Source organism: Streptomyces genisteinicus (assembly GCF_014489615.1).
In the GTDB taxonomy this organism is placed as follows: domain Bacteria; phylum Actinomycetota; class Actinomycetes; order Streptomycetales; family Streptomycetaceae; genus Streptomyces; species Streptomyces genisteinicus.
In genome coordinates this window covers 4065070-4090109 of record NZ_CP060825.1, presented here as the reverse complement: position 1 = coordinate 4090109, position 25040 = coordinate 4065070, and the positions used below count along the sequence as shown (strand labels likewise).

General features: G+C 73.2%; 19 protein-coding genes and 1 pseudogene. 11 read left to right on the top strand and 9 right to left on the bottom strand.

Annotation, left to right across the window (positions count from 1 at the left end):
- Positions 1-232 precede the first annotated feature (232 nt).
- The 4 genes and pseudogenes from ilvD to IAG43_RS17775 form a co-directional block, all read right to left on the bottom strand.
- Positions 233-2086 (bottom strand): dihydroxy-acid dehydratase, encoded by a 1854-nt coding sequence (ilvD, locus tag IAG43_RS17790; protein ID WP_187741713.1) that lies wholly within the window; start codon positions 2084-2086, stop codon positions 233-235.
- Positions 2087-2365: 279 nt separating this feature from the next.
- Positions 2366-2968 (bottom strand): annotated as a pseudogene (locus tag IAG43_RS17785) (TetR/AcrR family transcriptional regulator); the annotation flags it as partial.
- Positions 2965-3783, bottom strand: coding sequence for a sugar phosphate isomerase/epimerase family protein (locus tag IAG43_RS17780; protein WP_187741711.1), 819 nt, complete (start codon positions 3781-3783; stop codon positions 2965-2967). The pseudogene IAG43_RS17785 and the gene IAG43_RS17780, both read right to left, overlap by 4 nt.
- Positions 3784-3825: 42 nt before the next feature.
- A complete protein-coding gene (locus tag IAG43_RS17775) occupies positions 3826-4761 on the bottom strand; it encodes a Ppx/GppA family phosphatase (protein ID WP_187741710.1) in 936 nt (311 codons plus the stop codon).
- A gap of 40 nt (positions 4762-4801) precedes the next feature.
- Here IAG43_RS17775 and IAG43_RS17770 point away from each other — a divergent pair, with 40 nt between their 5' ends.
- A complete protein-coding gene (locus tag IAG43_RS17770; protein WP_187741709.1) occupies positions 4802-5629 on the top strand; it encodes a DUF3109 family protein in 828 nt (275 codons plus the stop codon).
- 36 nt (positions 5630-5665) lie between these two features.
- Here the strand turns inward: IAG43_RS17770 and IAG43_RS17765 are convergent, their stop codons facing one another.
- Complete coding sequence (locus IAG43_RS17765; RefSeq protein WP_187741708.1) at positions 5666-7366, bottom strand: BACON domain-containing protein; 1701 nt, start codon at positions 7364-7366, stop codon at positions 5666-5668.
- Positions 7367-7707: 341 nt separating this feature from the next.
- Here IAG43_RS17765 and radA point away from each other — a divergent pair, with 341 nt between their 5' ends.
- On the top strand, positions 7708-9102 hold the full coding sequence (gene radA / locus IAG43_RS17760) for a DNA repair protein RadA (protein ID WP_187741707.1): 1395 nt from the start codon (positions 7708-7710) through the stop codon (positions 9100-9102).
- A gap of 115 nt (positions 9103-9217) precedes the next feature.
- Complete coding sequence (gene disA / locus IAG43_RS17755; protein ID WP_187741706.1) at positions 9218-10342, top strand: DNA integrity scanning diadenylate cyclase DisA; 1125 nt, start codon at positions 9218-9220, stop codon at positions 10340-10342.
- Positions 10343-10445: 103 nt separating this feature from the next.
- Here disA and IAG43_RS17750 read toward each other — a convergent pair whose 3' ends face one another.
- Positions 10446-11270 (bottom strand): hypothetical protein, encoded by an 825-nt coding sequence (locus IAG43_RS17750; RefSeq protein ID WP_187741705.1) that lies wholly within the window; start codon positions 11268-11270, stop codon positions 10446-10448.
- A gap of 217 nt (positions 11271-11487) precedes the next feature.
- On the opposite strand from IAG43_RS17750, the gene IAG43_RS17745 reads away from it, so the two are divergent.
- From IAG43_RS17745 to cseC, 6 genes are all read left to right on the top strand, one after another.
- Positions 11488-12099 carry a phosphatase PAP2 family protein gene (locus IAG43_RS17745; protein ID WP_187741704.1) on the top strand — a complete coding sequence of 204 codons (612 nt, stop codon included), beginning with the start codon at positions 11488-11490 and terminating at the stop codon, positions 12097-12099.
- 163 nt (positions 12100-12262) lie between these two features.
- Entirely contained in the window at positions 12263-13195 is a 933-nt protein-coding gene (locus IAG43_RS17740; protein ID WP_187741703.1) for an A/G-specific adenine glycosylase, read from the top strand.
- A gap of 256 nt (positions 13196-13451) precedes the next feature.
- Positions 13452-14024 (top strand): SigE family RNA polymerase sigma factor, encoded by a 573-nt coding sequence (locus tag IAG43_RS17735; protein WP_187741702.1) that lies wholly within the window; start codon positions 13452-13454, stop codon positions 14022-14024.
- Positions 14012-14677: a hypothetical protein gene (locus IAG43_RS17730; protein WP_187741701.1), complete on the top strand. Its 666-nt coding sequence runs from the start codon at positions 14012-14014 to the stop codon at positions 14675-14677. The genes IAG43_RS17735 and IAG43_RS17730 overlap by 13 nt, the downstream gene beginning before the upstream one ends.
- Before the next feature lie 79 nt (positions 14678-14756).
- Positions 14757-15458, top strand: coding sequence for a two-component system response regulator CseB (gene cseB, locus IAG43_RS17725; protein ID WP_187741700.1), 702 nt, complete (start codon positions 14757-14759; stop codon positions 15456-15458).
- A gap of 11 nt (positions 15459-15469) precedes the next feature.
- Entirely contained in the window at positions 15470-16786 is a 1317-nt protein-coding gene (gene cseC, locus IAG43_RS17720; protein ID WP_187744519.1) for a two-component system sensor histidine kinase CseC, read from the top strand.
- Positions 16787-16845: 59 nt separating this feature from the next.
- Here cseC and IAG43_RS17715 read toward each other — a convergent pair whose 3' ends face one another.
- On the bottom strand, positions 16846-18354 hold the full coding sequence (locus tag IAG43_RS17715; RefSeq protein ID WP_246574754.1) for an MDR family MFS transporter: 1509 nt from the start codon (positions 18352-18354) through the stop codon (positions 16846-16848).
- 204 nt (positions 18355-18558) lie between these two features.
- Here IAG43_RS17715 and IAG43_RS17710 point away from each other — a divergent pair, with 204 nt between their 5' ends.
- A complete protein-coding gene (locus IAG43_RS17710) occupies positions 18559-19137 on the top strand; it encodes a TetR/AcrR family transcriptional regulator (protein WP_187741698.1) in 579 nt (192 codons plus the stop codon).
- 38 nt (positions 19138-19175) lie between these two features.
- Here the strand turns inward: IAG43_RS17710 and IAG43_RS17705 are convergent, their stop codons facing one another.
- Positions 19176-19856, bottom strand: coding sequence for a M23 family metallopeptidase (locus IAG43_RS17705; RefSeq protein WP_187741697.1), 681 nt, complete (start codon positions 19854-19856; stop codon positions 19176-19178).
- Between the two features lie 547 nt (positions 19857-20403).
- Between IAG43_RS17705 and dacB the strand changes: the two genes are divergently transcribed.
- On the top strand, positions 20404-22008 hold the full coding sequence (gene dacB, locus IAG43_RS17700) for a D-alanyl-D-alanine carboxypeptidase/D-alanyl-D-alanine endopeptidase (RefSeq protein WP_187741696.1): 1605 nt from the start codon (positions 20404-20406) through the stop codon (positions 22006-22008).
- A gap of 108 nt (positions 22009-22116) precedes the next feature.
- On the opposite strand, the gene IAG43_RS17695 is transcribed toward dacB, so the two are convergent.
- Positions 22117-24642 carry an ATP-dependent Clp protease ATP-binding subunit gene (locus tag IAG43_RS17695; protein WP_187741695.1) on the bottom strand — a complete coding sequence of 842 codons (2526 nt, stop codon included), beginning with the start codon at positions 24640-24642 and terminating at the stop codon, positions 22117-22119.
- Between the last annotated feature and the right edge of the window lie 398 nt (positions 24643-25040).

Sequence of the window (25040 nt, the reverse complement as noted above, 5' to 3'; positions counted from 1 at the left end):
CGTCCGTACAAGCCCCGCGCGCCGCGGAGACGCCGGCGGCCCGTACCGCGGTGCCACCGGACGGAGACGACCACCGGCCCCGGCGGTGCACGGCGCGCAGACAACCGCCCGCCCGTACCGGGGTGCACGGGCACGGAGAGACGACCGCCGGCCCCGTCCGCGCGCCGGGTGGGCGTGCGGGCGGGGCCGGCGGTCGCGCGGAGGTGGGCCAGGCGGTCTGCCCGGGGGGCGGTCAGCCCAGGCGGGAGACGTCGCGCACGGCGCCCTTGTCGGCGCTCGTCGCCATCGCCGCGTACGCGCGCAGCGCCGCGGAGACCTTGCGTTCGCGGTTCCTCGGGGCGTACGCGCCGTCGAGCGCCTCGCGCCGGGACGCCAGGGTGGCGTCGTCGACGAGGAGTTCGATGGAGCGGGCCGGGATGTCGATGCGGATCCGGTCGCCGTCCTCGACCAGCGCGATGGTGCCGCCGGACGCCGCCTCCGGGGAGGCGTGGCCGATGGACAGGCCCGAGGTGCCGCCGGAGAAGCGGCCGTCGGTCACCAGCGCGCAGGTCTTGCCGAGGCCGCGGCCCTTGAGGAAGGAGGTCGGGTAGAGCATCTCCTGCATACCGGGGCCGCCCTTGGGGCCCTCGTAGCGGATGACGACGACGTCGCCGTGGGTGATCTGCTTGTTGAGGATCTTCTCCACGGCCTCCTCCTGCGACTCGCAGACCACCGCCGGGCCCTCGAAGGTCCAGATGGACTCGTCGACGCCGGCCGTCTTCACCACGCAGCCGTCGACGGCGAGGTTGCCGCGGAGCACCGCGAGTCCGCCGTCCTTGGAGTAGGCGTGGGCCGCGTCGCGGATGCAGCCGGCGGCCGCGTCCAGGTCGAGGTCCTCCCAGCGCTCGGACTGGGAGAAGGCCTCGGCGGAGCGGACGCAGCCGGGGGCCGCGTGGAACAGCTCGACGGCCTCCTCGGAGGCCGAGCCGCCGCGGACGTCCCAGGCGCCCAGCCACTCCTTGACGGAGCGGGAGTGGACGGCGTGGACGTCCTCGTTGAGCAGACCGGCGCGGTACAGCTCGCCCAGGATCGCGGGGATGCCGCCGGCCCGGTGGACGTCCTCCATGTAGTAGGTGCCGCGCGGGGCGACGTTGGGGGCGACCTTGGCCAGGCAGGGCACGCGGCGCGAGACCTCGTCCATGTCGCCCAGCCCGTAGTCGAGTTCGGCCTCCTGGGCGGCGGCGAGCAGGTGCAGGATCGTGTTGGTGGAGCCGCCCATCGCGATGTCGAGGGCCATCGCGTTCTCGAACGCGGCGCGGGTGGCGATGTTGCGCGGCAGGACGGAGGCGTCGTCCTCGTCGTAGTACCGGCGGGTGATGTCGACGACCGTGCGGGCGGCGTTCTCGTAGAGCGCGCGGCGGGCGGTGTGGGTGGCGAGGACGGAGCCGTTGCCCGGCAGGGAGAGGCCGATGGCCTCGGTGAGGCAGTTCATCGAGTTGGCGGTGAACATGCCGGAACACGACCCGCAGGTCGGGCAGGCGTTCTCCTCGATGCGGAGGATGTCCTCGTCGGAGACCTTGTCGTTGACGGCCTCGGAGATCGCGTCGACCAGGTCGAGGGTGCGCACGGTGCCGTCGACGAGGGTGGCCCGGCCGGACTCCATGGGGCCGCCGGAGACGAAGACCGTCGGGATGTTCAGGCGCAGGGCCGCCATCAGCATGCCGGGGGTGATCTTGTCGCAGTTGGAGATGCAGATCAGGGCGTCGGCGCAGTGCGCCTCGACCATGTACTCCACGCTGTCCGCGATGAGGTCGCGCGAGGGCAGGCTGTAGAGCATGCCGCCGTGACCCATGGCGATGCCGTCGTCGACGGCGATCGTGTTGAACTCGCGGGCGATGCCGCCCGCGGCGGTGATGGCCTCGGAGACGATGCGGCCCACCGGCTGGAGATGGGTGTGGCCGGGGACGAACTCGGTGAAGGAGTTGGCCACCGCGATCATCGGCTTCCGCCCGATGTCGGCGCCCGGTACACCGGAGGCCCGCATCAGGGCGCGTGCGCCCGCCATGTTGCGGCCGTGGGTGACAGTGCGGGACCTCAGCTCGGGCATCGTCGCTCGCTCCTCGTGACGGGTGTACCTGCACCGAGCGTACGCCGCCGCTCCAAGATCTGGACAGCGTGTCCGGAATGCGGGACGGAGGGTTCAGTCCTCGGTCGCGCCCGCGGCGGGCGGGCCGGGCTCGGCGGCACCCCCGGACGGGGGTCCGGAGCCGGACGCGCCGGTGGACCGGGATGCGGAGCCCGGCCCCCCGGTGGACCGGGGTCCGGAGCCGGAACCGCCCCCGGACGGGGCTGAGGAGCCGGGAGCGCCGGACGGCGGCGGGCCGGGCTCGGTCAGGTAGCGCTGGAGGGTCGGCGCCACCATCCGCACGATCTCCTCGGGGTCCGCCGACGCGAGCGGTTCGACCTTCACCACGTAGCGCAGCAGCGCGATCCCCACGAGATGGGCGGCCGCGAGTTCGGTGCGGAACCTGGCGTCCGGCACCGGGAGCCCGTCCGCGACCTTCGACAGGAGCCGGTGCACGACGAAGGTCCGCAGCACGGTGGCCGCGGCGTCGTGGGTGAGCGCGGAGCGGACGACGGCGAGCAGCGGGGCCCTGCTCGCCGGGTTCTCCCAGATCGCGAGGAAGGCGCGGACCAGCCGCTCCCCGATGCCCTCCGGGGAGCCGCCGAGGATCTCCGGGACGGCGAGCGCCGGCTCGAAGGAGATCTCGACGGAGGCCGCGAAGACGTCGTCCTTGGTGCCGAAGTAGTGGTGGACGAGGGCGGCGTCGACGCCGGCCGCCCGCGCGATGCCGCGCATGGTCGTCCGGTCGTAGCCCCGCTCGGCGAACTCGGCCCGCGCGGCCCGGAGGATCCTCTCCCGTGCGCCGGGCCCCTCGCCCGCGGCCTTGCGGGCGGGCCGGCCGCGCCGCCTGGGCTCCTCGGTCATGAGATGCGGGAGGCGGAGGCGAGGTGCAGCCGGGTGAAGGCCAGCGCCTCGGCGAGGTCGGCCTCGCGTTCGGCCGCCGACATCGCGCGCCGGGTGTTGACCTCGATGACGACGTGGCCGTCGAATCCCGTGCGCGCCAGCCGTTCCAGCAGCTCCGCGCACGGCTGGTCGCCCCGGCCCGGGACCAGGTGCTCGTCCTTGGCCGAGCCCCTGCCGTCGGCGAGGTGGACGTGGGCGAGCCGGTCGCCCATGCGGTCGACCATGGCCATCGTGTCGGTCCGGGAGGTCGCGGTGTGCGAGAGGTCGACCGTGAAGTGGCGGTAGTCGTCCTTGGTGACGTCCCAGTCGGGGGCGTAGGCGAGCATCTCGCGGTCCCGGTAGCGCCACGGGTACATGTTCTCCACGGCGAAGCGGACGTCCGTCTCGTCCGCCATCCGCCAGATTCCCCGCACGAAGTCCCGGCTGTAGCTCCGCTGCCACCGGAACGGGGGGTGCACGACGACCGTCGAGGCGCCGAGCTTCTCGGCCGCGGCCTGCGCGCGCTGGAGCTTGACCCACGGGTCGGTGGACCAGACGCGCTGGGTGATCAGCAGGCAGGGCGCGTGGACGGCGTGGATGGGGACCTGGTGGTAGTCGGAGAGCCGGCGCAGCGCCTCGATGTCCTGGCTGACCGGATCCGTCCAGACCATGACCTCGACGCCGTCGTAGCCGAGGCGCGCGGCGACCTCGAAGGCCGTCGCCGTGGACTCCGGGTAGACGGAGGCCGTCGACAGGACGACCTTCGCGTCCGGGATGCGCACCACTGGTTCTGCCACGAGGGACAGCCTAAAGGGACGAACTCGTCGGTAGGGAGCGCTTCACCCGTCGGCCGGGAGGTGGTCGAGGCGGCGCAGGATGACCCCTTCGCGCAGCGCCCAGGGACAGATCTCCAGCCGCTCGGCCCCGAAGAGGTCCATCGCGGCCTCCGCCACCAGGGCTCCTGCCAGCAGTTGTCCGGCCCGGCCCGGGGAGACGCCGGGCAGCTCGGAACGCTCCGCGGCGGTCATCGCGGCGAGCCTCGGCACCCACTCCGCGAGTGACGAACGACTCAGATCGCGCTGCACGTAGACGCCTTCGGCGGTCCGGGCGGCTCCGGCTATCCGGGCGAGCTGCTTGAAGGTCTTGGACGTGGCGACGATGTGGTCCGGCCTGCCGAGCCTGCTGAACTCGCCGACGCTCCGGGCGATCTCCGTGCGGACGTAGCGGCGCAGGGCCTTCACGTGCTGGGGGTCCGGCGGGTCGCCGGGCAGGTGGCCCGCGGTCAGCCGTCCCGCGCCCAGCGGCAGGGAGACGGCGGCGTCGGGGTCCTCGTCCATGCCGTACGCGATCTCCAGCGATCCGCCGCCGATGTCGAGGACGAGCAGCTTGCCCGCGGACCAGCCGAACCAGCGGCGGACGGCGAGGAAGGTGAGCCGGGCCTCCTCCTCGCCGGAGAGCACCGTGAGGTCGACCCCGGTCTCGGCCTTCACCCTGGCGAGCACCTGGTCGGCGTTGCCCGCCTCCCGGACGGCGGAGGTGGCGAACGAGAGCACCTCCTCGCACCCCTGGTCCTCGGCGGCCTGGAGCGCCTCGCCGATGGTCTTCGTCAGCAGGCCCACGCCTTCGGCGCCGATGTGGCCCTGCGCGTCGAGGAGCTCCGCGAGGCGCAGCTCGGCCTTGTGGGAGTGCGCGGGCAGCGGGCGGGCGCCGGGGTGGGCGTCCACCGCCAGGAGGTGCACCGTGTTCGAACCGACATCGAGGACTCCGAGTCTCATGGACGGAACGCTACTGCGGTCTCGCGCATACGCTGGAGCCGTGCCAAAGACGAAAAAGACGAAGCCGGGCAAAGCCGCGCCCGTGGAGCGGACCGAGCAGGACGAGAAGGGCCTGGACTTTGCCCGGGCCTGGGTGGAGTTCCCCGACCCCGCGGACGACGAGCAGGTCTTCCGCTGCGATCTGACGTGGCTGACCTCGCGCTGGACCTGCATCTTCGGCAGCGGCTGCCAGGGCATCCAGGCGGGGCGCGCGGACGACGGCTGCTGCACGCTGGGGGCGCACTTCTCCGACGAGGACGACGAGCGGCGCGTCGCCTCCCATGTGGCCCGGCTGACACCCGAACTGTGGCAGTTCCACGACGTGGGCAGCCGCACGGGATGGGTGCAGGAGGACGAGGACGGCGAGCGCCAGACGCGCCGCTGGGAGGGTTCGTGCATCTTCCAGAACCGTCCGGGCTTCGCGGGCGGCGCGGGGTGCTCGCTGCACATCCTGGCGCTGCGGGAGGGCCGGGAGCCGCTGGAGACCAAGCCGGACGTGTGCTGGCAGCTTCCGGTGCGGCGGACGTACGACTGGATCGACCGGCCCGACGACACGCGGGTGCTGCAGATCTCGATCGGTGAGTACGACCGCAGGGGCTGGGGTTCGGGCGGGCACGACCTGCACTGGTGGTGCACCTCCGCGACCTCGGCGCACGGCGCGGGCGACCCGGTGTACGTGACGTACCGGCCGGAGCTGACCGAGCTGATGGGCAAGGGGGCGTACGACGTGCTGGTGGAGCTGTGCGAGGCCCGGCTGGCCTCGTCGCTGCCGCTGGTCGCGCCGCACCCGGCGGATCCGGGCACGCGGCCGGCGCCGCGGTCGCTCTGACGCGGCGGGCGGACCGCCCCCGGGCGACGGCACGGCTCAGCCCGACGGGGGCGGTCCGCCCGGTCCGGACGGCGGGGCGGAGTCCGTCGGCGGCGGGCCCGAGGAGGGCGGCGGGTCCGACGACGGCGGCGGGTCCGTCGGGTCGGGTCCGGGGGACGTCGGCGGCTCGGAGGTGGGCGGCGGGGTCGTCGGACCGGGGCCGGGAGACGTCGGCGGCGGGGTCGTGGGCGGCGTGGGGCGGGGCGGCACGGACGGACGTGTGGCCGTGCCGTGCTCCCCGCGCCCGCGGATCGCGACGAGCGCTCCGGAGGGGTCGACCGCGAGCTGGGCCCGCCAGAAGCCGGCCGGTTCGCGGGCGGTGTCGACGGTGACCCGGAGAGTGATCGTTTCGCCGGGTTCGAGGGTGCCCGACGACCGGGACAGCCGGAGCCAGGGAGCGTCCGACCAGAGCGACCAGGTGACCGGCGCACCGCCCGACGCCGTGAGCGTGATCAGCGTCGTGTCCCCGGCCGGCCGTGCCTCGACGGTCAGGCTGCCGGTGCCCGACGCGGAAGGGGACCCCGCCGGACCGGTGCTGATGACCTCGACCGAGACGTCCGGGGCGTGGCGGTCGGCCGTGAACCGGGGGTCCGGCCGGGCGTCGGCGTTGCCCGCGTTCTCGTAGTGGCCGTAGCGGCCGTCCTCCGGCGAGCCGTCCTCCGCGCTCACGGCCGGTCCGCGCTCGGCCTCGCCCGTCAGGGGGGCGCCCCGGTAGGCCGCCCACAGCGCGAGCACCGGGGCCGCGACGACCGTGGCGACGACCGTGGTGGTCACGGCGCGGGCCCGCAGCCGGTCGCGGCGCGCGGCATGGTCCTTGGGGTCCAGCGGGAAGCCGCCCGGGCCGAACCGCAGCGCGCCCGCCCGTGCGCGGGGCGCCCGGTGCATGGCCAGGTAGGCGGCGGACCGCGGGGCCTTCAGGACCGGCAGCGCCGCCGGTGCCACCTCGGAGCCGGGCCACGGACCGGCCGCGCCGGCCCGCTCCGCCGCGCGGCGGCAGCGCGGGCAGTCGTCGACATGGCGCACCAGCTCGCGGCGGAGGGCCGCGGAGAGCACGACGCGGCTGTCGCCGGTGAGCCGGGCGACCGAGGGGCAGGTGCCGCGCTCGACCTCGGCGAGCGCCGCCCGGGTGCGCTCCACCTCGCAGGCGGCGGCCGCCAGCAGTTCGCGTGCGGCGGCCGCGCCGAGGCCGAGGACGGAGGCGACCGAGGCGGGGTCGAGGCCGTGGCGCACGGAGAGTTCGAGGGCCTCGCGCTGCTCGGGGGTGGTGCCCGCAGCCTCCGGCCAGGCGAGCAGGGCCAGTTCGGCGCGGTGGTGCCCGTCGGCGCGGGTGCTCCGCGCGCCGTCCGGGGGTCCTGCGCCGTCGGCGGGACGCCCGGCGTGGGCGCCGGGGCGCCTGCGGCGCTGTTCGGCCAGTCGGCGCAGGCAGGCCCAGCGGGCGAGCGCGTAGAGCCACGCCTTGCGGGCGGGCTCCTCGGAGGGGCAGCGGGTGCGCTGGCGTTCGGCGACGGAGAGCACGTCGCCGAGGACCGCCGTCGCGGCGTCGTGGTCGCACAGGACGGAGAGACAGTAGGTGAACAGCCCGTCGATGTACGGCTCGTAGCGCGCGGGGGGTCGCTCGGGGGCCGATCGGGACGGACGGCGGTGCGCCCGGTGTGCGCCGGTGGTGTGGGGAGGAGGGTCCAGCCTGCTGCTCGTCACTCCGCGACCGTAGGGGCAGTGACGCACCCTGTTCGCACCGCTTGAATGCTTTTAACCCCTACGGGTGAACAGTTCCCTCGAAGGGGGACTGGAAGGACATATTCCGCGCTCTTTCGATCATGGTCCTTCCGATCGGGCCTCGCCGGCGCCCCACCGCTCCCTCCGTCCCGGCCGCCGTGCGTCCCGCGCCCGCGCACGCGCCCGCCCCCGCGCCCCCGCTGCCCCTCGGCGGCCTCCGGCCGTGCCGCGCCCGCCCGCCCGTCGCCGCCCCGGACCCCGCCGGCCGGCGCACCCGCCGGGGGCCCGGACCGGCTGTCGGTGGCCGGCGCTACGGTTTGCGCATGGCTGCCCGTACGAAAACCGCGAAGGACCGGCCGTCCTACCGCTGCACCGAATGCGGCTGGACGACCGCGAAGTGGCTCGGCCGCTGCCCCGAGTGCCAGGCCTGGGGCACGGTCGAGGAGTACGGCGCGCCCGCCGTCCGCACCACCGCGGCCGGCCGGGTCTCCACCGCCGCGCTGCCCATCGGCCAGGTCGACGGCCGGCAGGCGGCCGCGCGCACCACCGGGGTCGACGAACTCGACCGCGTCCTCGGCGGCGGCCTGGTGCCCGGAGCGGTGGTCCTGCTCGCCGGGGAGCCGGGCGTCGGCAAGTCGACCCTGCTCCTCGACGTGGCGGCCAAGGCCGCCGGCCCCGAACACCGCACGCTGTACGTGACGGGCGAGGAGTCGGCGAGCCAGGTCCGTCTGCGCGCCGACCGGATCAACGCGATCGACGACGACCTCTACCTCGCCGCGGAGACCGACCTCTCCGCGGTCCTCGGGCATCTCGACGCGGTCAAGCCCTCGTTGCTCGTCCTCGACTCCGTGCAGACGGTGGCCTCCCCCGAGATCGACGGAGCGCCCGGCGGCATGGCCCAGGTCCGCGAGGTCGCGGGAGCCCTGATCCGCGCCTCCAAGGAACGGGGCATGTCCACGCTGCTGGTGGGCCATGTGACCAAGGACGGCGCCATCGCGGGCCCCCGCCTGCTGGAGCACCTCGTCGACGTCGTGCTCCACTTCGAGGGCGACCGGCACGCCCGACTGCGTCTGGTCCGCGGCGTGAAGAACCGCTACGGCGCGACGGACGAGGTCGGCTGCTTCGAACTGCACGACGAGGGCATCACCGGCCTCGCCGACCCCTCGGGCCTCTTCCTCACCCGCCGCGACGCGCCCGTCCCGGGCACCTGCCTCACCGTCACCCTCGAAGGCCGGCGTCCGCTCGTGGCCGAGGTGCAGGCCCTGACCGTCGACTCCCAGATCCCCTCCCCCCGGCGGACCACCTCCGGGCTGGAGACCTCGCGGGTCTCGATGATGCTCGCGGTGCTGGAGCAGCGTGGCCGGATCTCGGCGCTCGGCAAGCGCGACATCTACAGCGCCACGGTGGGCGGGGTGAAGCTCTCCGAGCCCGCCGCCGACCTGGCGATCGCCCTCGCCCTGGCCTCGGCGGCGAGCGACACCCCGCTCCCGCAGAACCTGGTCGCGATCGGCGAGGTGGGCCTCGCGGGCGAGGTCAGGCGGGTCACCGGCGTGCAGCGGCGGCTGGCCGAGGCGCACCGGCTGGGCTTCACCCACGCCTTGGTCCCGTCCGACCCGGGGAAGGTCCCCGCGGGCATGCGGGTGACGGAGGTGGCCGACATGGGCGACGCCCTGCGGGTGCTCCCGCGTGGCCGGAGAAAGACCCCCGAGGACGCGTAGACCGACCGCGGGCACGCCCCGCGGACACCCCTGGCGCCTACTCCCCACGGGACGACATGCCTCGCCGGTAGACTTTGCCCTGGTCTCGCCCACCCGTACGAGCCGGAGGAGTGCAGTGGCAGCCAAGGACGGGGCAGCAGCACCCGGAAAGTCCGGCCAAGGCACGGGCAACGAAGCGCAGATCCGTGCCGCCCTGAGCGCGGTCGCCCCGGGCACCGCCCTGCGCGACGGCCTGGAGCGCATCCTGAGGGGGAACACCGGAGGGCTGATCGTCCTCGGCATGGACAAAACCGTCGAGTCCATGTGCACCGGCGGCTTCGTCCTCGACGTGGAGTTCGCCGCGACGAGGCTGCGCGAGCTCTGCAAGCTCGACGGCGCGCTGATCCTCGACAAGGACATCTCCAAGATCCACCGGGCCGGTGTGCAGCTGGTCCCGGACGCGTCCATCCCCACCGAGGAGACCGGCACCCGGCACCGCACCGCGGACCGGGTCTCGCGCCAGTGCGGCTTCCCCGTGGTGTCGGTCTCGCAGTCGATGCGGCTGATCGCGCTGTACGTCGGCGGCGAGCGCCGGGTGCTGGAGGAGTCGGCCGCGATCCTGTCCCGCGCCAATCAGGCGCTGGCCACCCTGGAGCGCTACAAGCTCCGTCTCGACGAGGTCGCCGGCACCCTCTCCGCCCTGGAGATCGAGGACCTGGTCACCGTGCGGGACGTGACCGCGGTCGCGCAGCGGCTGGAGATGGTCCGCAGGATCGCCACGGAGATCGCCGAGTACGTCGTGGAGCTGGGCACGGACGGACGTCTGCTCGCCCTCCAGCTCGACGAGCTGATCGCCGGCGTGGAACCCGAGCGGGAACTGGTCGTCCGCGACTACGTGCCGGAGCCGACGGCGAAGCGCTCCCGGACCGTGCACGAGGCGCTGGCCGAGCTGGACGCCCTGAGCCACACCGAGCTGCTCGAACTTCCGGTGGTCGCGAGGGCCCTGGGCTACAGCGGCTCCCCGGAGACGCTGGACTCCGCGGTGTCGCCGCGCGGCTACCGCCTGCTGGCGAAGGTGCCCAGGCTGCCGGGCGCGATCATCGAGCGCCTCGTCGAGCACTTCGGCGGTCTGCAGAAGCTGCTCGCCGCCAGCGTCGACGACCTCCAGGCCGTGGACGGCGTGGGCGAGGCCCGGGCGCGCAGCGTCCGCGAGGGTCTGTCCCGGCTCGCCGAGTCGTCGATCCTGGAGCGGTACGTCTGACCGGCGCCCGAAGCGTCCGCCCGTGACGGAGGGCCCCCGGAATCCGCGGATTCCGGGGGCCCTCCGTCACGGCGGGCGCGGGCCGCGCCCCGCGCCCGGCGTCTCAGTCCTTCTCCAGGCGGAACGAGGCGGGCAGCACCTTCACGCCCGGGAAGGCCGCCTCCACCAGGTAGGTGCCGGGGCCGGCGCTGCCCGGTGAGGGGGTCGCGCACTGCGCGACGCTGCGGCCCCGGTCCCATTCGACGGTGTGGGTGATCGTGCCCCCGGCGGGGACGCGCAGCAGCAGCGGCGGAGCCGTGCGCGGGCAGTCGCGGGAGGACCAGACGTCCTCGTCCTCGCGGTCGGTCACGGTGAGCACGGCGGCCTTCGGTCCGAAGTCGGCCTTGCAGTCGGCGGCCGAGGAGTTGGAGACCACCAGCTGGAACGAGGGCTTCTCGCCCGCCTCGTAGGCGACCTTGGTGGTGCGCAGGGTCAACTTCAGCGACGAGGCGGTGCAGTTGGGGAGCGGGGAGCCGGCCGGCACCTGCCTGCCGGGGGTGCCGCCGGACGCGCCGCCCGTGCCCTCGCCGCCGGAGCCGCTCCCGCCGGTGCCCGTGTCGCCGCCCGGCCCGTCCGTCGCACCGGGGCTCGCCCCGTCGCCACCGGATCCCGCCGATCCTCCGCCGGAGCCGGACTCGCCGTCGCCGGACTCGTCGCGTCCGCCGGGCTGTTGGCTGATCGCGGGACCCGACTGGTCGGGTCCCGGCGTGATCGTGGGCGCGGGCGTCGGCCCCTTGCCGTCGGAGCGGTCCTCGCTCCCGCCGCCGCCGGAGGTGAAGACCCAGACGATCAGCACGGCGAGCAGCGCGACGAACGACGCCGCTACAGCCCTCCGTCGCCAGTAGATGGAGGAGGGAAGCGGCCCGATCGGATTGCGCAGAGATCCCACGGACCGAACTCTACGAGAGATCACGGCCAACTCCCGCCCCACCCGCCGCCGGAGCGAGAAGTTCTGCCGATCATCGCACCGTCGATGATCATCACGGCCCGCTCCCGGCGCCCCGGGCACCGCTCCCGGCGCGCGCCCGCCCCCCACCTTCGTCGGGGGTCGCCCTGTCCGGCGGTCCGGGGTGAGCGGCCCGGCCGAGCAGGTACGGTCCGTGACCATGGACAGCAGCATGACGCGCGATCTCTACCGGGACATCACCGACTTCGCCCACTCCACGCCCTCGTGGTTCCAGCACCTCGCGGAAGTCTGGACGGAGCTGGGGCTGTTGCTCTTCGGCGTCCTGTACGTGGTGGCCTGGTGGCGCGCACGGACCGGGTCCACCCGGTCCATAGCCCTCGCGGTGCTCGCCCCCCTCGCCACCGCCGTCGGCTACGTCGTCAGCGAGTCGCTCAAGTCGGTCGTGGACGAGGAGCGCCCCTGCCGCACCGTCACCGAGGCGGCCGTGTCGCTGTCGGCCTGCCCCCCGACCGGCGACTGGTCCTTCCCGAGCAACCACTCCGCCATCGCCGGCGCCGCGGCCCTCGCCCTGGCCCTCGCATGGCCCCGGATCGGGTGGCTGACCGTCCCGACGGCCCTGCTGATGGCCTTCTCCCGGGTCTTCGTCGGCGTCCACTACCCCCATGACGTGGTGGCCGGACTGGTGCTCGGCGCGCTCGTGGCCGCCGGGTGCGTCCTCGCGCTCCGCCGCCCCGCCGAGGCGCTGCTGGGGACGATGCGCACCAGCCGTACGGGCGTCGTCGTCTGGTTCGCGGGGCCCGGCCGGACCTGACCGGGCGGCCTGACCTGACCGGGCCGCATGACCTGACCGGGCCGCAGGGCCTCACCGGGTGGCCGGACCTGCCCCGGGCGGGCCGCCGACCGGCCTACCGGCCCCGCCCGGAGGGCCGGTATGCGCCATCCGCTCCCCGGGTCGTGCCAGGATCGTCGGTGCCATGACTGCGACCCACTCATCCCAGACGTCCCCCGCCACCGACCCCGCCGCTCTCCATCTGCCGGTGATCGCCTGGTTCGAGCAGCACGCCCGCGATCTGCCCTGGCGCCGCCCCGAAGCCGGCGCCTGGGGTGTGATGGTCAGCGAGTTCATGCTGCAGCAGACCCCGGTGAACCGGGTGCTGCCCGTGTACGAGCAGTGGCTGGCCCGCTGGCCCCGCCCCGCCGACCTGGCGGCCGAGGCGCCGGGCGAGGCCGTCCGCGCATGGGGCCGGCTCGGCTATCCGCGCCGGGCGCTGCGCCTGCACGGCGCCGCCCAGGCGATAGCGGAACGGCACGGCGGCGAGGTGCCGCGCGACCACGCCCAGCTGCTCGCCCTGCCGGGCATCGGCGAGTACACGGCGGCGGCGGTCGCCTCGTTCGCGTACGGACAACGGCATGCGGTGCTCGACACCAATGTGCGCCGGGTGTTCGCCCGGGCCGCCACCGGTGTCCAGTACCCGCCGAACGCGACCACCGCCGCCGAACGCCGCCTCGCGCGGGCGCTGCTCCCCGAGGAGGAGTCGACGGCGGCCCGCTGGGCGGCCGCGTCGATGGAGCTGGGCGCCCTCGTGTGCACCGCGCGCAACGAGGAGTGCGGGCGCTGCCCCATCGCGGCGCGGTGCGCCTGGCGGCTGGCGGGCAAGCCGGCGCACGACGGACCGGCGCGCCGCGGCCAGACGTACGCGGGCACCGACCGGCAGGTGCGCGGCCGGCTGCTGGCCGTCCTGCGCGAGGCGCTGACGCCGGTGCCGCAGTCGGCGCTGGACGCCGTCTGGCACGACCCGGTGCAGCGCGGGCGTGCGCTGGACGGGCTGGTCTCGGACGGACTGGTCGAGCCGCTGGACGGCGGGCGCTACCGGCTGCCCGCCGGGCGCCCGGCCGACGACGCGTAACGGTCGACAACGCGCAGCGACCGACGACGCGTAACTGCCGACGACGCGCAGCGGCCGCCGTCCGGGTCCGTCCCGGCCGGGCGGCGGCCTCCGGGCGGCAGCTCCGCCCGCCCCGCCCCGTGGGCGACCTCCGCTGTTACACAACCGATGGACGGCCGTGCGCCCTCCGACGGCCGGCACGCACGGTGCCGTGACACGCCCTTCGTAACGTCGTCGGCGCAAGGACACGGGGATTCACGGGGCGGAGGCGATCGGCATGGCGGCGCACGGCGAGGTGCTCGAATTCGAGGAGTACGTACGGACGCGGCAGGAGGCCCTGCTGCGCAGTGCGCGCCGGCTCGTCCCCGACCCCGTAGAGGCGCAGGACCTGCTCCAGACCGCGCTGGTGCGCACCTACGGCCGCTGGGACGGCATCGCCGACAAGTCGCTCGCGGACGCCTACCTGCGCCGCGTGATGATCAACACGCGGACCGAGTGGTGGCGCGCCCGCCGGCTGGAGGAGGTGCCGACCGAGCAGCTGCCCGAGGCCGCCGTGGAGGACGGCACGGAGCAGCACGCCGACCGCGCCCTGCTGATCGAGGCCCTGAAGGTGCTGGCGCCCAAGCAGCGCAGCGTGGTGGTGCTGCGTCACTGGGAGCAGATGAGCACCGAGGAGACGGCTGCCGCGCTGGGGATGTCGGCGGGTACGGTGAAGAGCACGCTGCACCGGGCACTCGCGAAGCTCCGCCGGGAGCTCCGCTCACGGGATCTGGACGGCCGCGCTCCGGAGCGCGCCGGGACGCGGCGTGCCCACCACGGCGAACGGGAGCGGGAGCGGTGCGCGGCCTGACAGGCACGGACGGCGGCAGAGGCAGGGCGGGCGGTACGGCGGCGGCCGGACTGGTCGCCCTCGCGCTGCTGGGCGCGGGCTGCTCGACCGGGGGTTCCGGCCTCCAGGACGAGGGAGCGGCGCCGTCGGAGGCGGCGGCGAAGGCGACGCCGTCCCCGGCCCCTTCGGGGACGGCGGGCGAGTTCACCGGCAGCGTCGACGCGGTGGACCTGCTCCGCAAGGACCCGAAGGTCAGCGCCCGGGTCAAGGCCGACCTGCGGCCGTGCGGCCCCGACGCGTACCCCGTGGACACCTCCTACGGCGTGCTCACCGGCGGTTCGGTGCCCGACGTGGTGGTGAACGTGATGACCTGCGGCGACGCCGTCGGCATGGGCACCTACGTCTACCGGGGCACGGGCGGCTCCTACGAGAACGTCTTCGCCGTCGAGGAGCCCGCGGTGTACGCGGCCATCGACCGGGGCGACCTGGTGGTGACCAAGCAGGTGTACACGGAGGCCGACCCCGTCGACGACCCGTCCGGCGAGGAGATCACCACCTACCGCTGGGCTTCGGGGAAGTTCGCCCGGCAGTACTGGGTGCGCAACGAGTACAGCCGGGCCGTCGGGGAGGGCGAGGCCGTGGCCTCCGAGCCCCCCGCCCCGGACGAGGGCTGACCGCCCGCGCGGGCGCACCCCCGCCGCACGACCCCTTGGACCGCCGGCCCCGGAGCCGGCCAGGAACGGAAGCTGACGGATGGCCGAGACCCATGTCCTGTTCGTCGAGGACGACGACGTGATCCGCGAGGCCACCCAGCTCGCCTTGGAACGGGTCGGCTTCCAGGTCACCGCGGTGCCCGACGGGCTGCTGGGCCTGGAGGCGTTCCGGGCGGACCGGCCCGACATCGCCCTGCTCGACGTGATGGTGCCGGGGCTCGACGGGGTCAGCCTGTGTCGCAGGATCCGCGACGAGTCGACCGTTCCGGTGATCATGCTGTCGGCCCGTGCCGACTCGATCGACGTGGTGCTCGGCCTGGAGGCCGGTGCGGACGACTACGTGACCAAGCCCTTCGACGGCGCGGTGCTGGTCGCCCGGATCCGCGCGGTGCTGCGGCGGTTCGGCCACGCGGGCGGGGCCTCGGGCGAGGCGGCGGGCGACGGCCGGGAGGAGGGCGGCGCGCTGGTCTTCGGCGACGTCGAGATCGACACCGAGGGCATGGAGGTCCGCCGGGGCGGTGCGCCGGTCGCGCTGACGCCCACCGAGATGCGCCTGCTGCTGGAGTTCTCGACCGCGCCGGGCACCGTGCTCTCGCGCGACAAGCTGCTGGAACGCGTCTGGGAGTACGGCTGGGGCGGTGACACCCGTGTGGTCGACGTCCATGTGCAGCGGCTGCGCACCAAGATCGGCCAGGACCGGATCGAGACCGTCCGCGGCTTCGGCTACAAGCTCCGGGCATGAGCGCCGAGGCCGTGAGACGACCCTCGCTGCGGACCGGTGTCCGCTGGAAGATCAGCGTCGCGATCGCCGCCGTCGGCGCGCTCATCGCCATGGCGCTCAGCCTGGTCGTGCACAACGCGGCCAGGGTCTCCATGCTCGACAACGCGCGCGACGTGCAGATGGACCGCCTGCTGCTCGCCCAGCGCTGGTACGAGACCTCCAAGAACCGTGATCCGCGCTTCAACAGCAAGGTCAACGACCCCGCGCTGCCGGCCGAACTCCAGCGCCTCGTGCGCGACAACCGGCGCGGCAGCTTCGTCGAGGACCGCGACGGCACGCCCGAGATCTGGGCCGCGGTGCCGCTGGCGAACGGGGACGTGCTCTCCCTGCACACCGAGTTCACCGGCCGCAGCGCCACCGTGATGAAGGACCTCGACCGGGCGCTGATCATCGGCTCGGTGGCGGTCGTCTTCGGCGGCTCGGCGCTCGGTGTGCTGATCGGCGGCCAGCTCTCGCGGCGGCTGCGCAAGGCGGCGGCCGCCGCCCGCAACGTCGCCCGCGGCAACACCGAGGTCCGCGTCCGGGACGCCGTCGGCGGCGTGGTGCGCGACGAGACCGACGACCTGGCCCGTGCGGTGGACGCCCTGACCGACGCCCTCCAGGCCCGGATCGAGGCGGAGCGGCGGGTCACCGCGGACATCGCCCACGAGCTGCGCACCCCGGTGACCGGGCTGCTGACCGCGGCCGAGCTGCTGCCGCCCGGCCGCCCCAGCGAGCTGGTGCGGGACCGGGCTCAGGCCATGCGCACGCTCGTCGAGGACGTGCTGGAGGTCGCACGGCTGGACAGCGCGTCGGAACGGGCCGAGCTGCAGGAGGTCCCGCTCGGGGAGTTCGTGGAGCGGCGGGTGCGTTCGCTGCTGCCGGACGCGGTGGTCCGGATCGTGCACGAGTCCTGGGTCAGCACCGATCCGCGCCGTCTGGAGCGCATTCTCGGCAATCTGCTGACCAACGCCGTGAAGTACGGCCGGGGTCCGGTGGAGGTCACCGTCGAGGGGCGGGTCGTACGGGTCCGGGACCACGGCCCCGGCTTCCCGGAGGACCTGCTGCGGGAGGGGCCGAGCCGGTTCCGCACCGGGGCGAGCGACCGGGCGGGGACCGGTCACGGGCTCGGACTGACGATCGCCGCGGGCCAGGCGCGGGTCCTCGGGGCGCGGCTGACGTTCCGCAACGCGGCGCCGGGCGGCACGACGCCGGCCGGGGCCTCGGGCGGGGCGGTCGCGGTGCTGTGGCTGCCCGAGCACGCGCCCACCGCGACCGGCAGCTTCCCGGTCCTCCGGCTGGACGACTGAGCCGCGGCGCGGTCCGGACCCGGCGTCGCGGGTCCGGACCGCGCCGCGGGGCGCGCAAGTCAGACCCGCTCGGTGACCTTGCCGGGGGTGCCGTCGCCCGCGGGCGACGGCGGCTCGGCGGGGCCGGCGCCGCGCAGCGGCACCTCCTTGACGAAGAAGGAGGCCGCGAGCGCGACGACCGCCACCGATCCGCCCACCAGGAAGGCGGCGTGGGTGCCGGAGGCGACGGCGGACTCGTAGGCCTCGCGCAGCGCATCGGGCAGCCGGGCGAGGCTCGCCGCGTCCAGCTGGGCGGATCCGGCGGTCGCCTCGGCGGCGCCGCGGGCCGCCATCTCGTCCTGCACCCGGCCGGTGAAGAGCGCGCCCATGACGGCGACGCCGAAGGAGCTGCCGAGGGTGCGGAAGAGGGTGGCCGACGAGGACGCGACGCCCATGTCCTTCATCTCGACGCTGTTCTGCGCGACCAGCATGGTGATCTGCATCAGGAAGCCCATGCCGGCGCCGAGTACGGCCATGTACACGCCCGAGGTGACGCGCGAGGTGCCGGTGTCCATGGTGGACAGCAGGAAGAGGCCGGTGATCATCAGCGCGCTGCCCGCGATGGGGAAGAGGCGGTACCGGCCGGTGCTGGTGGTGATGCGGCCCGCGACCATCGAGACGACGAGCATGGCGCCCAGCATCGGGAGCAGCAGCAGTCCGGAGTTGGTGGCGGAGGCGCCCTGCACCGACTGCTGGAAGAGCGGCAGGAAGAGCACCGCGCCGAACATCACGAAGCCGGTGAAGAAGCCGATCACCGCCATCAGCGAGAAGTTGCGGCTGCGGAAGATGTGCAGCGGCACGATGGGCTCCGCGGCCCGCGCCTCGACGAAGAGGAAGCCGACGAGGGAGGCGGCGCCGATGGCCGACAGCTCCATGATCACGGCCGAGGTCCAGGCGTACTCGGTGCCGCCCCAGGTGGTGACGAGCACGACGGCGGTGATGCCGACGGTGAGCAGCGCGGCGCCCAGGTAGTCGATCCGGGCGGTGCTGCGCGGCTTCCTCGGCAGGTGGAGCACGGCGGTGACCATGGCCAGCGCGACGGCGCCGAGCGGCAGGTTGATGTAGAAGCTCCAGCGCCAGCCGAGGTGGTCGGTGATGGTGCCGCCGACCAGCGGCCCGCCGATCATGGCGACGGCCATGATGCCGGCCATCATGCCCTGGTACCGGCCGCGCTCGCGGGGCGGCACCAGGTCTCCGATGATCGCCATGACGCCGACCATGAGACCGCCCGCGCCGAGGCCCTGGACCGCGCGGAAGCCGATGAGCTGGCCCATGTCCTGGGCCATGCCGCTGGTCACCGAGCCGATCAGGAAGACGACGATCGACAGCAGGAAGACGCCCTTGCGTCCGTAGAGGTCGCCGAGCTTGCCCCAGATCGGGGTGGAGGCGGCCGTGGCCAGGGTGTAGGAGGTGACCACCCAGGACAGGTGCTCCAGTCCGCCGAGCTCGCCGACGATCGTGGGCATCGCGGTGCCCACGATCATGTTGTCGAGCATCGCCAGCAGCATGGCGATCATCAGCGCGAACATCACCGTCCGCACGCTGCGCTCCGGCTTTCCGCCGGCTTCCGCGCCGCTGCCGGCGGCTCCTGCCGCCGGCTCCCCTGCCGTCCCCGCCATGGTCGTCACTCCCCCTGGTACTTACTTGTCGCCCGGCTAGTTACTAGACTGAGGCAAGGTAGACCCCCGACTAGCCGGGCGTCAAGTAAGTATTCGCGGAGCGGAGAGAGCAGCATGGGCACCACACGGCAGCCGCGCCGGGGCGACACCCGGCAGCGCATCCAGGACGTGGCCCTGGAGCTGTTCGGTGAGCAGGGGTACGAGAAGACGTCGCTCCGCGAGATCGCCGAGGCCCTCGACGTCACCAAGGCGGCGCTCTACTACCACTTCCGGACCAAGGAGGACATCCTCATCAGCCTCTTCCGGGACCTCACCCGCCCCATGGACGACCTGCTGGTGTGGGGGCGGGAGCAGCCGCGCACCCTGGAGACCAAGACGGAGGTGCTGCGGCGCTACTACGACGCGCTGAACGCGGCGGCCCCCCTGTTCCGCTTCATGCAGGAGAACCAGGCGGCGATGCGCGAGCTGAGCATCGGCGAGAGCTTCAAGGACCGCATGATCGCGATGCTGGCGCTCTTCCAGGAGGACGACGCCGAGATGGTGGACCGGGTGCGGTGCATCTCGGCGCTCTTCACGCTGCACGCGTCGATGTACGCCCTGAAAGACGTCGAGGGCGCCCCGGAGGAGAAGCGTGAAGCCGTCCTCGAGGTCGCCCTCGGTCTGATCAGCCAGGCGCATCACGGCCGGGGCTGAGAGCTCGCCGCCCCTGCGGGGCGCACGGGTGCCGCTCGTCAGATGCTGACGCCGACGGCACGCAGGTAGTTGGCCGGGTTGAGCGCCGAGCCGTAGTTCGGGCTGGTGCGGATCTCGAAGTGCAGGTGGGGACCGGACGAGTTGCCGGTGTTGCCGGACTTGGCTATGAGCTGGCCGGTCTTGACCTTCGAGCCGATGGAGACGTTGATCTTCGACAGGTGCGCGTACTGCGAGTACTTGCCGTTCGCGTGCTTGATCACGATGGCGTTGCCGTACGCGGGGCCGTCGCCGCCGCCGTTCGGGCCGGCCTTGACGACGGTGCCGCCGTGGACCGCCTTCACGGGGGTGCCGACCGGCACGGCGAAGTCCTGGCCGGAGTGCTTGGCGGACCACATGGCGCCGCCCTGGGCGAAGCTCGCGGTCAGGGTGTACTTGCTGACCGGCTTGACCCACGACGGGTTCTTCTTGGCGGCCTTCTTCTTCGCGGACGCCTTCGCGGCGACGGACTTCTTGGCCGCGGCGGCCTGGGCGTCGGCCTGGGCGGCCACGGCGGAGGCCGCGTCCACGGCGGCCGGCTTGACCGCCTTGCCCGCGTCAGCGGCGGCGACACCCGCACCGGCTCCGACGACCATCACGGCGCCCATTCCGGCGGCCACGACGGCCCCACGGGTGCGCAGGACGGACGGACGGAGACGGTGGATCATGGCGCGCTTCGACATACGGGAGAACCTCCGGGCATGAATGGACCCGGCGTGCTCGCCGGGCTGGCTCCACATTGGTAACCCGCCCACCCAAGTCGCCTCAAATACCCCATCTACGACACCGCGTCGTAGTCGGACCCCTGGAAATCAGACCCTTGACGCCCCCGGTGAACGCCGGACCACCCGGCGCGAAGAAGGTCCGAATCCATCCGTTCGATCCGGTTTACGCCCATGTCCGGGCCCGGCGGCCCGGGATTCGGCCCCCCGTGGCGGCCGCCCGGCCGCAGCAGGGCCGAAGGTCCCGCGGCCGGGTGGCCGACCGGCCCCGCCGAACCCCCGCATCGCGTCACTATTCCGTCTAGTAGGTCCGATTTGCCCTGTGCGCCTTGTCACGGGCTCGGCCCCCGCAGAGCCCCCGAAGGTGACCGGGGCCACGCCCGGGACGCCCTTCCCGACCCTCAAGAGGCGTCCGGAATGCACCATTTGGTGGTGACCGGGGCCACACGACACCCCGTGCGGGAGGCGTTCTTCCGGGCGCACTGTGCTTACGGGATGCTCCAGTGCCATGAGCAGACCCGTGAACTCCGAGTCCCGCCTCACCGCGCTGCGCCGACGAGGCTGGATCCCGGCCCTCGCCGCGGCCCTCGCCTGCACCCTCACCTGGAGCTCCCCGGCGGGCGCCGGGCCCTCCGGCACCGGCCTCAAGGGCGCCGTCGACACCATCCTCACGGACTCCCGCCTCGACGGCGGAGCCGTGAGCGTCGTCGTCGCCGACGCCGCGACCGGGGAGCGCCTCTACCGGCGCGACGCCGGCGACCGGCTCATGCCCGCCTCCAACACCAAGCTCGCCACCTCCGTCGCCGCCATGGCACTGCTGGGCACCGGCCACCGCTGGACCACCGACGTCCTGACCGACGGGCGGCGCCACGGGTCCACCCTGGTCGGCGACCTGCATCTGCGGGGCTCCGGGGACCCCACGACGCTCGCGGCGGACTACGACCGGCTCGCCGCCGGCGTGGCCGCCACCGGCATCCGGCGGATCACCGGCCGCCTGGTCGCCGACGACACCGCCTTCGACGCCGTCCGGCTCGGCCGCTCGTGGGCCGCCGACGACGAGTCCGCGTACTACTCGGCGCCGATCTCCGCGCTCACCCTGGCCCCCGACACCGACTACGACTCCGGCACGGTGGTGGTGGAGGTGACCCCGGGCGCCCGCGCCGGGGACCGCCCCACCGTGCGGCTGACCCCGCCGAACACCCACGTCCGCCTCGACGTCGGCGCGACCACCCTGGCGGAGGACGCGCCCTCCGGCCTCGTCGTCGAACGCCGCCACGGCACCGAGACGATCACGGTCGGCGGCGGCATCCCCGCCGGAGCAGCCACCGCCAAGGAGTGGATCGCCGTCCAGGACCCGACCGCCTACGCCACCTCGGTGTTCGCGGACGCGCTGCGGGCCCACGGCGTCCGGGTGCCGGCCGGGCCCGCCCCCGTACGGGCCGCACCGCCCGGCGCCCGGGTGCTGGCCGCGCACCGGTCCATGCCGCTCTCCGAGCTGATGCACCCGTTCATGAAGCTGTCGAACAACATGCACGCCGAGGCCCTGACCAAGACCGTCGGCAGGGCCGTGTCGGGAGCGGGGACCTGGGACGCCGGCCTGGCCGCGATCCGGGCCGAGCTGGGCCGGCGGGGCGTCCCCGTGGAGAGCCTGCGCCAGGCGGACGGCTCGGGGCTCTCCCGGATGAACCTCTTCAGCGCCGAGGCCCTGACCACCCTGCTGCTCTCGGTGCGCGAGGAGCCCTGGTACGCCGACTGGTACGACGCCCTCCCCGTGGCCTGCGCCCCGGACCGGGCCGTCGGCGGCACGCTGCGCTCCCGGATGTGCTCGACACCCGCGGCGCTCAACGCCCGGGCCAAGACCGGCTCGCTCACCGGGGCGTCGGCGCTGTCGGGCTACGTGACGGACGCGGCCGGGCGGGAGCTCGTCTACAGCGTGGTCCTCAACAACTACCTGGCCTCCTCGGTGAAGAGCGTCGAGGACGCCGTCGTCGTCACCCTGGCCTCCTCCGACACGGCGGGCGGAACGATCCGGCAGGCCGCCGTCCCCCGTGCCCGCACGGCGGAGCCGGGCGCCCTTCTCGAGTGCTCCTGGCACCGGCCGAGCCGCTGCTGACTCCCTCTGCCGGTGTGCGTCCGGCGGCGGGGCACGACGAAGGGCCGGGCCCCGGATCCTCTCGGATCCGGGGCCCGGCCCCGTGTCAGGCGCCCCGAGGGGCCCTCGTCACGCGTCCTTCGACAGGTTCGGACCGGTGCCGCCGGCCGCCTGCTCGATCGGCGGGACGTCCGGCAGCGCGGACTTCTCCTCACCGCGGAAGGTGAACTTCTTCTCCTCGCCCTCGCCCTCGGTGTCGACGACCACGATGTGACCGGGGCGCAGCTCGCCGAAGAGGATCTTCTCCGACAGGATGTCCTCGATCTCGCGCTGGATCGTGCGGCGCAGCGGCCGGGCGCCCAGCACGGGGTCGTAGCCCTTCTTGGCGAGCAGCGACTTGGCCGTGGAGCTGAGCTCGATGCCCATGTCCCGGTCCTTCAGCCGCTCGTCCACCTTGGCGATCATGAGGTCGACGATCTGGATGATGTCGTCCTCGGTGAGCTGGTGGAAGACGACGGTGTCGTCGACACGGTTCAGGAACTCCGGCCGGAAGTGCTGCTTCAGCTCCTCGTTGACCTTCGCCTTCATCCGCTCGTAGCCCGTCTTGACGTCGCCCTGGGCGGCGAAGCCCAGGTTGAAGCCCTTGGAGATGTCCCGGGTCCCGAGGTTGGTCGTCATGATGATGACCGTGTTCTTGAAGTCCACGACGCGGCCCTGGGAGTCGGTCAGCCGACCGTCCTCCAGGATCTGCAGAAGGGAATTGAAGATATCGGGGTGGGCCTTCTCGACCTCGTCGAAGAGGACGACGGAGAACGGCTTCCGGCGCACCTTCTCGGTGAGCTGGCCACCCTCCTCGTAACCCACGTATCCGGGCGGGGAACCGAAGAGACGGGAAACCGTGTGCTTCTCGCTGAACTCCGACATGTCGAGGGAGATCAGCGCGTCCTCGTCGCCGAAGAGGAATTCGGCGAGCGTCTTGGAGAGCTCCGTCTTACCGACACCGGACGGGCCGGCGAAGATGAACGAGCCGCCGGGGCGCTTCGGGTCCTTCAGGCCGGCCCGCGTACGGCGGATCGCCTGCGAGAGGGCCTTGATGGCGTCCTTCTGCCCGATGACGCGCTTGTGGAGCTCGTCCTCCATGCGCAGCAGACGCGAGGACTCCTCCTCGGTCAGCTTGAAGACCGGGATGCCGGTGGCAGTCGCGAGGACCTCGGCGATCAGCTCGCCGTCGACCTCGGCGACGACGTCCATGTCGCCGGCCTTCCACTCCTTCTCCCGCTTGGCCTTCGCCGCCAGCAGCTGCTTCTCCTTGTCGCGCAGGGAGGCTGCCTTCTCGAAGTCCTGGGAGTCGATCGCGGACTCCTTGTCCCGGCGCACACCGGCGATCTTCTCGTCGAACTCGCGCAGGTCCGGCGGCGCGGTCATCCGGCGGATGCGCATCCGGGAACCGGCCTCGTCGATCAGGTCGATCGCCTTGTCCGGCAGGAAGCGGTCCGAGATGTACCGGTCGGCCAGCGTGGCGGCCTGGACGAGCGCCTCGTCGGTGATCGAGACCCGGTGGTGGGCCTCGTACCGGTCGCGCAGACCCTTGAGGATCTCGATGGTGTGCGGCAGCGACGGCTCCGCGACCTGGATGGGCTGGAAGCGGCGCTCCAGCGCGGCGTCCTTCTCCAGGTGCTTGCGGTACTCGTCGAGCGTGGTGGCACCGATGGTCTGGAGCTCACCGCGGGCCAGCATCGGCTTCAGGATCGAGGCGGCGTCGATCGCGCCCTCGGCGGCGCCCGCACCCACCAGGGTGTGGAGCTCGTCGATGAACAGGATGATGTCGCCGCGGGTGCGGATCTCCTTGAGGACCTTCTTCAGGCGCTCCTCGAAGTCACCGCGGTACCGGGAGCCGGCCACCAGCGCGCCGAGGTCGAGGGTGTAGAGGTGCTTGTCCTTGAGGGTCTCGGGCACCTCGCCCTTGACGATGGCCTGCGCCAGGCCCTCGACGACCGCCGTCTTGCCGACGCCGGGCTCGCCGATGAGCACGGGGTTGTTCTTGGTGCGGCGGGACAGCACCTGCATGACCCGCTCGATCTCCTTCTCGCGCCCGATGACCGGGTCGAGCTTGGACTCACGAGCGGCCTGGGTGAGGTTCCGGCCGAACTGGTCGAGGACGAGGGAGGTCGAGGGGGTGCCCTCGGCCGGGCCGCCTGCCGTGGCGGCCTCCTTGCCCTGGTATCCGGAGAGCAGCTGGATGACCTGCTGCCGCACCCGGTTGAGATCGGCGCCCAGCTTCACGAGGACCTGGGCCGCGACGCCCTCGCCCTCGCGGATCAGGCCGAGCAGGATGTGCTCGGTGCCGATGTAGTTGTGGCCCAGCTGAAGAGCCTCGCGGAGCGACAGCTCCAGGACCTTCTTGGCACGGGGCGTGAAGGGGATGTGCCCGGACGGGGCCTGCTGGCCCTGACCGATGATCTCCTCCACCTGCTGGCGGACCGCCTCGAGCGAAATCCCGAGGCTCTCCAGGGCCTTAGCGGCGACACCCTCACCCTCGTGGATAAGGCCCAGGAGGATGTGCTCGGTGCCGATGTAGTTGTGGTTGAGCATCCGGGCTTCTTCCTGAGCCAGGACGACAACCCGCCGCGCGCGGTCGGTGAACCTCTCGAACATCGTTAATCGCTCCTCAGAGCGGTCAGGCAGTAAGGGGTCGGTCCCCTCCCTGTCCTTCCGCAGCTTAGTCCCGCAAGCGGGGACCGCTCATTCCAACTGCCGACACCCGTCTGTGGCCTCCTGACCCCTGAACGCCGACAACTGCTCCAACCCGATGGTGCGAGACGATGTTCCCGCAGGCCAGGCAGTTACCCCCGTCATCAGTACGCCGATGGCGAACGTGAGACGGCCCTGCGAGCGTGTCGCCCCTCCCCACTAGGAATGTCTTACCCGTCATCACTGACAGTCCATGCGGCACACACCCCTCCCCTCCGCTACGGGCGAACAACCTTGCGCCGCGGCGCGCGCCCGTGGCGCCCCCTTACGGCGACGCTGTGCGACGGATCGCACACCTTTCG

Coding starts and splice junctions, on each gene's coding strand:
- radA (WP_187741707.1), top strand. CDS start 7,708: ATGGCTGCCCGTACGAAAACCGCGAAGGACCGGCCGTCCTACCGCTGC.
- IAG43_RS17695 (WP_187741695.1), bottom strand. CDS start 24,642: ATGTTCGAGAGGTTCACCGACCGCGCGCGGCGGGTTGTCGTCCTGGCT.
- cseB (WP_187741700.1), top strand. CDS start 14,757: ATGGCCGAGACCCATGTCCTGTTCGTCGAGGACGACGACGTGATCCGC.
- IAG43_RS17735 (WP_187741702.1), top strand. CDS start 13,452: ATGGCGGCGCACGGCGAGGTGCTCGAATTCGAGGAGTACGTACGGACG.
- dacB (WP_187741696.1), top strand. CDS start 20,404: ATGAGCAGACCCGTGAACTCCGAGTCCCGCCTCACCGCGCTGCGCCGA.
- ilvD (WP_187741713.1), bottom strand. CDS start 2,086: ATGCCCGAGCTGAGGTCCCGCACTGTCACCCACGGCCGCAACATGGCG.
- IAG43_RS17745 (WP_187741704.1), top strand. CDS start 11,488: ATGGACAGCAGCATGACGCGCGATCTCTACCGGGACATCACCGACTTC.
- IAG43_RS17705 (WP_187741697.1), bottom strand. CDS start 19,856: ATGTCGAAGCGCGCCATGATCCACCGTCTCCGTCCGTCCGTCCTGCGC.
- IAG43_RS17740 (WP_187741703.1), top strand. CDS start 12,263: ATGACTGCGACCCACTCATCCCAGACGTCCCCCGCCACCGACCCCGCC.
- IAG43_RS17715 (WP_246574754.1), bottom strand. CDS start 18,354: ATGTTCGCGCTGATGATCGCCATGCTGCTGGCGATGCTCGACAACATG.
- IAG43_RS17710 (WP_187741698.1), top strand. CDS start 18,559: ATGGGCACCACACGGCAGCCGCGCCGGGGCGACACCCGGCAGCGCATC.
- IAG43_RS17775 (WP_187741710.1), bottom strand. CDS start 4,761: ATGAGACTCGGAGTCCTCGATGTCGGTTCGAACACGGTGCACCTCCTG.